A 10,288-nucleotide genomic window follows, 5' to 3' on the forward strand; every position below is an offset into this window, starting at 1 on the left:
CAATACAGAAAGAATTAACGCAAAAAGAAAAGGATTGAGTCCATTAGCTTATAGACAACAATCCTTCAAACAATTAACATTAAGTTAGTTTATTTATACCGGTCCAACTTTACCGGTGCACTACAATTTCTCTACTTTTTTATTTTTATTGAAGAATGTACAAAAAGGTGTTAAAATTCTTTATATGAAAGCGTTAAACGCGATGCTATAGGAGGAATATTCATGTTAAAAGGTATTGCGGCAAGTGCTGGTGTTTCCGTAGCAAAGGTTTATAAATTAGAAACACCAAAAGTTGTCATTGAAAAGAAAACAGTAGAAGATGTTGCTGCAGAAGTCGCAAAATTTGAAGCTGCTCTGGAAAAAACAAAAAAAGATATTGAAGGTGTAAAAGAAAGAGCTGCTAAACGATTAAGCGAAGAAGAATTGGCTGTTTTTGATGCACACCTGATGATGGCTGGGGATCCAGATTTACACGATCAGGTAGTAGCTGCCATCAATAATGATAATGTAAATGCAGAATATGCTGTTGATTCTTATGCAAATATGGCAATTGCTATGTTTGAAACTTTAGGTGAATACTTTAAAGAAAGAATTGCGGATGTTAAAGACGTAACTTTCCGTTTAAAATGCAATTTATTAGGTGTACTGATTCCAGATTTAACATCCATTGCGGAAGATTCTGTTATCGTGGCTCACGATTTAACACCATCTGACACAGCTCAATTAAATGAATTTGTAAAAGGATTCGCTACTGAAATTGGTGGTAAAACATCTCACTCTGCTATCATGGCTAACTCTTTAGAAATTCCAGCTGTTGTAGGATGTGCCGGAGTTTTAGAGGCTGCCAATACTGGTGATATTATTGCATTGGATGCTCTGGATGGAGAAGTAGTTATTAATCCAGATGAAGAAACAATCGCAAAATATCAGGCTAAAGCTGCACAGTATGCAAAAGAAAAAGAAGAATTAAAAGTATTAAAGAATGAAGCATCTATTACTTCCGATGGACATCAGGTTGAATTAGCTGGAAACATTGGTGGATATGCAGATGTTGAAGGTGTATTGAACAATGGTGGAGAAGGTGTTGGTCTATTCCGTACTGAATTCTTATATATGGGTTCAAAAGACTGGCCAACAGAAGAAGAACAGTTCCAGGCTTATAAACAGGTATTGGAAGGAATGCAAGGTAAGAAAGTTGTTGTTCGTACATTGGATATCGGTGGAGACAAACATTTAGATTACTATGATTTCCCAGAAGAAATGAATCCATTCTTAGGATACCGTGCGATTCGTTTATGTCTGGATCAGACAGATATTTTCCGTACTCAGTTACGTGCATTATGCCGTGCATCCGTTTATGGTAAATTATGCATCATGTTCCCAATGATTGCCACTGTACAGGAATTTAGAGACGCAAAAGCAATTTTTGAAGATGTAAAAGCTGAATTAATTGCTGAAGGTGTAGCTGTCAGTGATGATATTCAGGTTGGTATGATGGTTGAAATTCCTGCTTCTGCTGTACTGGCTGATCAGTTCGCAAAATATGCAGATTTCTTCTCAATTGGTACAAATGACCTGATTCAGTACTCAATGGCTGCTGACCGTATGTCACAGAAAGTATCTTACTTATATCAGCCATTCAACCCAAGCATTCTTCGTTTAGTTAAGATGACAATCGAAGGAGCTCATGCACATGGTAAATGGGTTGGAATGTGTGGAGCTATGGCTGGAGAACCAAAAGCCGTTCCAATTTTATTGGGATTGGGATTGGATGAATTCTCAATGTCTGCCACTCAGATTTTAAATGCTCGTAAACAGGTTAAATCTATTACGTTTGAAGACGCTCAGAAATTAGCTGCTGAATGTATCGCTAAAGATACAGCAGATGAAGTACTGGAAACAGTAGCTTCATATATGGGTAAATAATTTAAAGGACTCTAAGGAGTCCTTTTTTAGGAGGATATATGGAATTAATTGTTAAAGGACGTTTCAATGGAGATGTCAATTCACTTCCTTCTGGTCAGTTAAAAAATCATCCAGATGCAACTTGTTTTAAAGAATTTGAAAACTTTAATACATTTAGTCTGGTTATGAATATACTAAGTTTATTTCTTTTGATTGGACTCTATCTTTTAATGTGTTTAAGAATACATGGATTGGCTTCTTTATTTAATGCAGGAACCATTTTATCTATTGTCTGTATGATTCCTCATGAATTTCTACATGCGATCTGTTTTCGGGAAACTGTCTATTTATATATTGGCAAAGGTCTGTTCTTTGTTTCAGGGATTGAAGTGATGTCTAAAAAAAGATTCATCTTTATGAGCTTACTTCCCAATATCGTATTTGGATTTCTTCCATTTCTACTCTTTATGATCGATCCCTCCCACACAATTTTAGGAGCACTGGGATTGTTTTCTATTTCAGCAGGAATCGGGGATTACTATAATGTATTCAATGCCCTTACACAGGTTCCCAAAAATGGAAAATGTTTTATGGAGAAACATCATACGTACTGGTTTGTATGAAAGAATATTTAGATATTGTAGATGACAGGGGAAATCCAACTGGACAGATTGTAGAACGTAAAGAAGCGCACACAAAAGGAATTTTACATAGAACCAGTCATGTATGGCTAGTTCGCTATAAAGAGAATCTTGAGATTTTAGTACAGAAAAGAAGTAAAAATAAAGACTCGTTTCCGGATTGTTTTGATATTTCGACTGCTGGACATATTCCAGCAGGCTGTGATTATATTGAAAGTGCAATTCGAGAGGCAAAAGAAGAACTGAATATTGATCTGGATGCCAATCACTTTATTTATTGTGGACAAAGAAGAAAAGAATGGAAAGGATATTTTCATCATCAACCGTTCTGGGATAAACAGATTTCCAATGTATATGTATATTTCTATGATCAGGAAGTGTTTGATTTTCAGAAAGAAGAAATACAGGATGTACTATGGATGGATTTTAATCAATGTTTTGATGGTGTTAAAAATCAAAGCTTTAAAAACTGTATTTCTTTAGAAGAATTAGAGATGATCCAATCTACAATCTTAAAATAATCCTTGAAAAATATTTTTAGTTTGATAAACTATTGTTAAATGCTAAGAATAGAAGGAGTAGTCTTTTTAATTTTGTAGAGAGTTTCTGTTGGGTGAAAAGAAATATTGCGAAAAGATGAAGGTAGTCTAGGAGCCGATTAACTGAAGGAAGAGTAAGTTGATACGCGACACAGCGTTATGTGAATGAAGTAAAAAATTAGGTGGTACCACGTCAAGCACGTCCTTATGATGTGCTTTTTTTTATGAAAGGAAGGATAATATGACATTGGATGCGAAATACGATCATTTAAAAGTAGAAGATGGAATTTATAGTACGTGGGTGGATAAAGGATATTTTACAGCAGGAGATATGAGTAAGAAACCATACTGTATAGTGATTCCTCCACCAAATGTAACCGGAAAACTGCATTTAGGACATGCCTGGGATACGGCTTTACAGGATATACTCTGTCGTTATAAACGATTAAAAGGATACGATGTATTATGGGTTTCGGGTATGGATCATGCAGGTATTGCCACACAGGCAAAAGTAGATGCTCGTTTACTGTCAGAGGGCATTTCTCGTTATGATATCGGACGTGAAAAGTTTCTGGAACGAGCATGGCAATGGAAAGAAGAATATGCGACAACCATTCGAAGCCAATGGGCAAAATTAGGATTGTCTCTGGATTATACTCGTGAAAGATTTACTTTAGATGAAGGGTTATCCAAAGCTGTTCGTAAAGTATTTGTGGATTTATATAATGATGGTCTGATTTATCAGGGAGAAAGAATTATCAACTGGGATCCTGAATTAAAAACAGCTTTATCAAATATAGAAGTGGAACATAAGGAAATTATGGGACACATGTATTATTTCAAATATAAAATTGTTGAAAATGGTAAAGAACTGGTAATTGCGACAACTCGTCCAGAAACCATGTTTGCCGATCAGGCAATTTTTGTCCATCCAGAAGATGAACGATATAAAGATATTGTAGGAATGCATGCAATCAATCCTGCCAATGGACAGGCTTTACCAATTATGGCAGACGATTATATTGATATGAGTTTTGGGACAGCGGTTATGAAATGTACTCCAGCACACGATCCAAATGACTTTGCCTTGGCTAAAAAATACAATCTGGATATGCCAGTGTGTATGAATCCAGATGGAACAATGAATGAATTGTGTGGTAAATATCAGGGAATGGATCGTTTTGAATGTCGTGATGCTTTGGTTAAAGATTTTGAAGAAGCTGGCGTTGTTGATCATATTGAAGAACATATGCATCAGGTAGGTCATTCGCAAAGATCGGGTGTAATTGCTGAACCTTATCTGTCCAAACAATGGTTTGTCAAGATGAAACCATTGGCAGAAGAAGTGCTTGCCAATCAGCATATTGAAGATCAGAAAATCAATTTTGTTCCAAATCGTTTTGAAAAAACATTCACACAATGGCTGGAAAATATCGAAGACTGGTGTATTTCAAGACAATTATGGTGGGGACATCGAATTCCTGCCTGGACAAACAATACAACAGGGGAATTGTATGTAGGAATGGAAGCACCAGAAGACATTGAAAACTGGACACAGGATGAAGATGTCTTAGATACGTGGTTCTCTTCTGGACTTTGGCCTTTCTCTACACTGGGATGGCCTGATTCCACAGAAGACCTAGAAAGATATTTTCCAAATGATGTACTGGTTACAGGATATGACATCATTTTCTTCTGGGTAGCCCGTATGGCATTTCAGACTCGTTACAGTATGAAAAATCGTCCTTTTAAAGACGTATTGATCCATGGTCTGGTTCGTGACTCTCAAGGTAGAAAAATGTCAAAATCATTGGGAAATGGAATTGATCCAATGGATGTCATTCATGAAAAAGGAGCGGATGCTCTAAGATGGTTCTTAACAACCAATTCGGCTCCTGGTATGGATTTACGTTACGATGAAGCTAAAGTGGATGCGGCATGGAATTTCATCAATAAAATCTGGAATGCGGCTCGTTATGTTCAAATGCAGATTGGGGATGAAAAACCGTTATTGGATGTCACAAAAACTTCATGTGTCGATAAATGGATATTAAATCGTATGAATGAAACGATTCAGAATGTAGAATCCAATATGGAAAAATATGAATTTGGAATCGCTGGAAATGAGCTGTACAGCTTTATCTGGAATGATTTCTGTTCCTGGTATATTGAATTATCAAAGGCAACTTTATATTCTGACAATCCAGAAGCCATTCAGACTACTAAAGCTGTATTGTATACCGTATTAGAAAACATTCTTATATTGTTGTCACCATTTATGCCATTTGTGACAGAAGAAATTTATAAATCTTTACCGCATGATAAAGAAAGCATTAATTTAGAAAAATGGCCAGAAATCATTGCCTTTGATTGTTGTGACCAGGAAAAACACCAGATGCAGATCTGTATCAGTGCCATTCAGACCACTCGTGAAATCAAAGTGGATTATGGTATGAAACCAGGTGAAGATTTAGAAATCTGTTTATCTGAATGTGTCAGTGATGATATCAAAGCAATCTTAAAGAAAATGTGTCATGCCATTGTCATTGATAAAATTGAAAGTGACGATGTATTATCACGTACAATTGATAACTGTATTTTAACAGTTTCAATGGATAAATTAATTGATTTAGAAGAAGAAAAGAACAAGTTAGAAAAAGAAATTCAACATTTAGAAGCAGAAATCAAACGCTGCAATGGAATGTTAAACAATCCTAGATTTGTTCAGAAAGCTCCTGAAGCGAAAGTAAATGCGGAAAGAGATAAATTAAAAGATTACACAAATAAATTAAATATCTGTAAAGAACAATATGAAGATATTTTAAAGAAAATAACAGATTAATTTCTGTTATTTTTTATATGAACTATTCTTTATATTTCTATATAATGAATCAGGAGGTGTTCTTATGTATGAAAATATAAAATTAATTGTATGTGATATCGATGGAACAATGGTTCCATCTCATCATAAATTATCGGATTATGGAAAAGAAATGATTCAGAAAATAAAAGAGAAAAACATTTTATTTGGAATCGCATCAGGAAGAAGCATTAAAGATATAAAATATATTCTTTCTACATGGGGATACAATCAAATTGATTTTATTATTGGTTTAAATGGTTCTCAATTGTATGATGGAACAGATGATAAAGTGTATGATTATTTTCAGATGAAACCGGAATGGATCAAAGAAACATTTGATATTATGAGACCTTTTTCGCACAATCCCGTTATGTATTTTCAAAAAGCCTATATGTGTGGTGTATACGATGAAAAAATTCATTTTTCCGCTCAATATACAAAATCAGATTATGTTGTTGCCCAATCGGAAGAAGATTTTTATCAGGAACCCAATGCTAAAATTATGTTTCGTGTTGATGAAAAAGATATGCCAGAAGTTGAAAGACGAGTTAAAGAATTTGAATCGGTTTATTATAAAGGGAATAAAACGCAATCCACTTTAATGGAATTTCAGAATCGACAAGCTTCAAAAGCTTATGCTTTAGAACAGTTCTGCATAAAACATAATATAAAATTAATTGATACAATGGCATTTGGAGATACGACCAATGACAATGAAATGATAGAAGCTGCTGGAATTGGTGTATGTATGATCAATGGTTCACAAGATACAAAAGAGCTGGCGGATGTCATTACAGAAAAAAGTGTAATAGAAGATGGATGGGCTGATTTTATCGATCGATATATTTAAAAAGGAGTCGTGATGACTCCTTTTATCCTTCCTGATCCATTTTTTGACGATATAGACGTCTTCTTTCGATGGCTGTCAGACCTTTTTTACGAATACGAATCGCATCAGGGGTAACTTCAACCAGTTCATCGTCATTGATCCATTCCAAAGCTTCTTCCAATGAGAAGATTCTAGGTGGTGTCAGAAGCATGGCTTCATCTCTACCAGAAGAACGAATGGCTGTCAGTTTTTTATTTTTTAATGGATTGACATCCATATCAATATTTTTAGCACTTTCTCCAATGATCATTCCTTCATAGACTTCTGTTTGCGGTCCAATGAATAAGGAACCACGTTCCTGAAGATTCCATAAAGCATAGGTCATAGCGGTACCGGTTTCTGTGGAAATCATAGCTCCCTGCATACGCTGATTGATTTCTCCTTTATAAGGTTCATATCCACAGATACGGCGAACCAGTGTACCTTCCCCATGTGTGTCATTAATGAATTCACTTCGAAATCCCAGTAATCCACGAGTAGGAGCAGTATAGGTGATTCGATCGTATCCATTTTCTTCTTCCAGGTTAACCATTACCCCTTTTCTTAAATTCAGTTTATTAATAATGGTTCCCTGATATTCACTTGGAGCAATACACACCACTTCTTCAATGGGTTCAACTTTTATACCATTTTCATCTTCATGAAGAATAACTTCTGGTTTTGATACTGCTAATTCATATCCTTCACGACGCATATTTTCAATTAAAATGGAGATATGAAGTTCTCCACGACCCGATACTTTAAAACAGTCTGCTGAATCTGTTGGTTCAACTTTTAAACCGACATTGACTTCCAGTTCTTTTTCCAATCGTTCTTTTAAATTACGACTTGTGACATATTTTCCTGATTGACCGGCGAATGGGGAAGAATTGACATGAAAATTCATTGATAATGTTGGTTCTTCAATTGGAATCTGTTCCATTGGCTGTACATGATCAATTTCACAAATCGTATCTCCAATGTTGATATCTGGCATACCCGCAATTACGACAATATCACCAGAATGCGCTTCTTTTACATCGGTACGAGATAATCCTTTATAAACAAAACATTTAGAAATAGATTCTTTTTTCTCCAGTCCTTCTTCATTACAGCGAATATAATAAGCACCTTGTTTTAATACTCCTTTATAAATACGACCAATCCCTAATCGACCAATGTATTCATCATAAGCCAGAGCACTGATCTGCATCTGTAGAGGTTGATTATCATAATCTGGATACACATTACAATGGTTTAAGATGGTATCAAATAAAGGATCAATGTTGTTTGAAGGCTGATCCAGTTCGTACTGAACAATTCCTTCACGAGCAATTCCATATAAAATAGGGAAATCCAGCTGTTCGTCAGTTGCATTTAAATCTAAGAACAGTTCATAGACTTCATCAACCACTTCCTGGGCTCTCTGATCTTTTTTATCGATTTTATTAATCAGTAAAATAGGTTTTAAACCAATTTCCAATGCTTTAGATAATACGAATCGAGTTTGAGGCATTGGACCTTCGGATGCATCGACCAGTAAAATAACGGTATCCACTGTACGTATGATACGTTCAACTTCACTGGAAAAGTCAGCGTGTCCGGGTGTATCTACGATATTGATTTTTACACCATTATGAATGACAGAACAGTTTTTGGAATAAATTGTAATTCCTCTTTCTCTTTCTAAGTCATTTGAATCCATTACACAATCTACGACTTCTTCATTATTGCGAAATACATCGCTCTGTCTTAAAAAGGCATCGACTAATGTACTTTTTCCGGCATCGACATGGGCGATGACAGCTATATTTAATATTTTTTCTTTTTCCATTGATGGCCTCGCTTTCTATTAGAAAACCGAAGATATTATAATGCAAGTCTTTAAAAAACACAATGAAATATGATATAATACATTGTCAAAAGGAGAAAGAATATGCAAGTTAGATATTTTAGAGAATGGTCAAGTCAATTAAATCGTATGATGGAATTTAAAATGTATGGACACAGTGGAAAATTGTGTTTGGTGATTCCTTGTCAGAATGGTCGTTTCTTTGAATGGGAAGACCGTCAAATGTTTGATTTGGTCAGTGAATATATTGATAATGGAAGCATTCAGTTTGTGACATGCGATACCATTGATACAGAAGCCTGGAGTTCTCATGGATCCACTTACGATCGTATGAGAAAACAGGAAGCATGGAACAATTACATTGTTCAGGAATTGATGCCAAGTGCATTGTATAAGGCAGGCCTGGACGCTCAGTCTACCTGCATGGTAACTGGGGCTAGTTTAGGTGCCAGCCATGCGGCCAATTTAGCTTTTCGATATCCATACTTATTTGATCAGTGTTTAGCTTTATCGGGATTGTATGATTTTGAACCTGCCTGGTATTATGATGCTTATCGAGATGAATTCTCATACAACAACAATCCATGCGCTTATTTATCAAATCTGGATCCAAATCACCCGTATGCGCATAAATACAGTGAAAACCAGATTATCATCTGTTGTGGACAGGGAAACTGGGAACAGGAAGGATTAGAAACTGTACATCGTTTAAAACAGATCCTGGATTCAAAAAACATTCATATCTGGATTGATATCTGGGGACAGGATGTTTATCATGACTGGCCTTGGTGGGAAACACAATTAAAATATTTTATTCCAAAAATGATAGAATGGGCTTATAAATAAAAAAGATTTATCAATACGATAAATCTTTTTTTTTAGGCAGTTATTATCCCACCAGCATTACATCTCTTATATTTTCGACTTCATCCATTAAAAGAAGTTTGATTCCTTCGGAAAAATCTGCAGCTGCCATCATACATCCGGCACAGGCTCCTCTAAAGGCTACATAAACTACTGCGTTTTCATCTACACCCAGTAATTCAACATCACCTCCATCGTGCTGTATATAAGGTCGTATTGTATCTAAACAAGCTTCTATAGCTTTTTCATCGGGTAATAAAATCTCTTCTGACATAACTATCATCTCCAATACAAAACAGTTTAAACCAAATTATAAAAATTGTCCATTGAAATGATAGGAATTTCTATTGTATTGTTTTTATATGGAATTTCAATGGATAACAGAAAAAGTAAACATTACATGTAAACATATAATTTGTACGGATCCAGATTTATATTCTTATGTAGATAAGAAGGATTTAATTGTATATACGAAAAATAAAGTTCATTTTAGATATGCAAAGAATGGTTTATTAAATACTGTCTGTCAATCAAAAGATATAGATGGATTTACTGCAGTGTGTGTCTGTGGCAATGAAAAAGATATTTTAGATTATAAATGGTTAATAGAATATAGAAAAGAATGTATAAAATGAAGTGAACCCAAAAGTTTGGACTCATTAATATTTATTCTAATTTACTCATTTATACTTAATTGTATAGATGAGTTTTTTATTATTCATTACGTCGGTCGCTATATAAATCGTTGCACATCAT

General features: G+C 35.0%; 9 protein-coding genes and 1 other annotated feature. Of the genes, 7 read left to right on the forward strand and 2 right to left on the reverse strand.

All coding sequences use genetic code 11. The features are described 5' to 3' along the window. Positions 1-222 precede the first annotated feature (222 nt). From ptsP to FYJ50_RS10240, 5 genes are all read left to right on the forward strand, one after another. The gene (gene ptsP, locus FYJ50_RS10220; RefSeq protein ID WP_154461620.1) at positions 223-1,926 is read left to right on the forward strand and encodes a phosphoenolpyruvate--protein phosphotransferase; all 1,704 of its coding nucleotides are present in this window, start codon (positions 223-225) and stop codon (positions 1,924-1,926) included. Between the two features lie 38 nt (positions 1,927-1,964). After that, positions 1,965-2,528 carry a DUF3267 domain-containing protein gene (locus FYJ50_RS10225; RefSeq protein ID WP_154461622.1) on the forward strand — a complete coding sequence of 188 codons (564 nt, stop codon included), beginning with the start codon at positions 1,965-1,967 and terminating at the stop codon, positions 2,526-2,528. After that, on the forward strand, positions 2,489-3,067 hold the full coding sequence (locus FYJ50_RS10230; RefSeq protein ID WP_205946515.1) for an NUDIX hydrolase: 579 nt from the start codon (positions 2,489-2,491) through the stop codon (positions 3,065-3,067). Before FYJ50_RS10225 ends, FYJ50_RS10230 begins: the two co-directional genes overlap by 40 nt. 35 nt (positions 3,068-3,102) lie before the next feature. Next, positions 3,103-3,295 (forward strand) — a binding site (T-box leader). Positions 3,296-3,326: 31 nt separating this feature from the next. Next, entirely contained in the window at positions 3,327-5,927 is a 2,601-nt protein-coding gene (locus FYJ50_RS10235) for a valine--tRNA ligase (RefSeq protein ID WP_154461626.1), read from the forward strand. A gap of 64 nt (positions 5,928-5,991) precedes the next feature. After that, the gene (locus FYJ50_RS10240) at positions 5,992-6,798 is read left to right on the forward strand and encodes an HAD family hydrolase (protein ID WP_154461628.1); all 807 of its coding nucleotides are present in this window, start codon (positions 5,992-5,994) and stop codon (positions 6,796-6,798) included. Positions 6,799-6,820: 22 nt separating this feature from the next. Here FYJ50_RS10240 and typA read toward each other — a convergent pair whose 3' ends face one another. Beyond that, complete coding sequence (typA, locus tag FYJ50_RS10245) at positions 6,821-8,650, reverse strand: translational GTPase TypA (protein WP_154461630.1); 1,830 nt, start codon at positions 8,648-8,650, stop codon at positions 6,821-6,823. A 102-nt stretch (positions 8,651-8,752) separates the two neighbouring features. Between typA and FYJ50_RS10250 the strand changes: the two genes are divergently transcribed. Continuing rightward, entirely contained in the window at positions 8,753-9,514 is a 762-nt protein-coding gene (locus tag FYJ50_RS10250; RefSeq protein ID WP_154461632.1) for an esterase family protein, read from the forward strand. 43 nt (positions 9,515-9,557) lie between these two features. Here the strand turns inward: FYJ50_RS10250 and FYJ50_RS10255 are convergent, their stop codons facing one another. After that, a complete protein-coding gene (locus FYJ50_RS10255; RefSeq protein WP_154461634.1) occupies positions 9,558-9,806 on the reverse strand; it encodes a NifU family protein in 249 nt (82 codons plus the stop codon). A gap of 88 nt (positions 9,807-9,894) precedes the next feature. On the opposite strand from FYJ50_RS10255, the gene FYJ50_RS10260 reads away from it, so the two are divergent. Continuing rightward, complete coding sequence (locus tag FYJ50_RS10260; RefSeq protein ID WP_154461636.1) at positions 9,895-10,167, forward strand: hypothetical protein; 273 nt, start codon at positions 9,895-9,897, stop codon at positions 10,165-10,167. Positions 10,168-10,288 lie beyond the last annotated feature (121 nt).

It is taken from the genome of Floccifex porci (assembly GCF_009696175.1).
GTDB lineage: Bacteria > Bacillota_I > Bacilli_A > Erysipelotrichales > Erysipelotrichaceae > Floccifex > Floccifex porci.

Bases quoted from the DNA above. Each gene is read 5' to 3' on its own strand.
- ptsP (WP_154461620.1), top strand. From the start codon at position 223: ATGTTAAAAGGTATTGCGGCAAGTGCTGGTGTTTCCGTAGCAAAGGTT.
- FYJ50_RS10230 (WP_205946515.1), top strand. From the start codon at position 2,489: ATGTTTTATGGAGAAACATCATACGTACTGGTTTGTATGAAAGAATAT.
- FYJ50_RS10240 (WP_154461628.1), top strand. From the start codon at position 5,992: ATGTATGAAAATATAAAATTAATTGTATGTGATATCGATGGAACAATG.
- FYJ50_RS10260 (WP_154461636.1), top strand. From the start codon at position 9,895: ATGGAATTTCAATGGATAACAGAAAAAGTAAACATTACATGTAAACAT.
- FYJ50_RS10255 (WP_154461634.1), bottom strand. From the start codon at position 9,806: ATGTCAGAAGAGATTTTATTACCCGATGAAAAAGCTATAGAAGCTTGT.
- FYJ50_RS10250 (WP_154461632.1), top strand. From the start codon at position 8,753: ATGCAAGTTAGATATTTTAGAGAATGGTCAAGTCAATTAAATCGTATG.
- FYJ50_RS10225 (WP_154461622.1), top strand. From the start codon at position 1,965: ATGGAATTAATTGTTAAAGGACGTTTCAATGGAGATGTCAATTCACTT.
- typA (WP_154461630.1), bottom strand. From the start codon at position 8,650: ATGGAAAAAGAAAAAATATTAAATATAGCTGTCATCGCCCATGTCGAT.
- FYJ50_RS10235 (WP_154461626.1), top strand. From the start codon at position 3,327: ATGACATTGGATGCGAAATACGATCATTTAAAAGTAGAAGATGGAATT.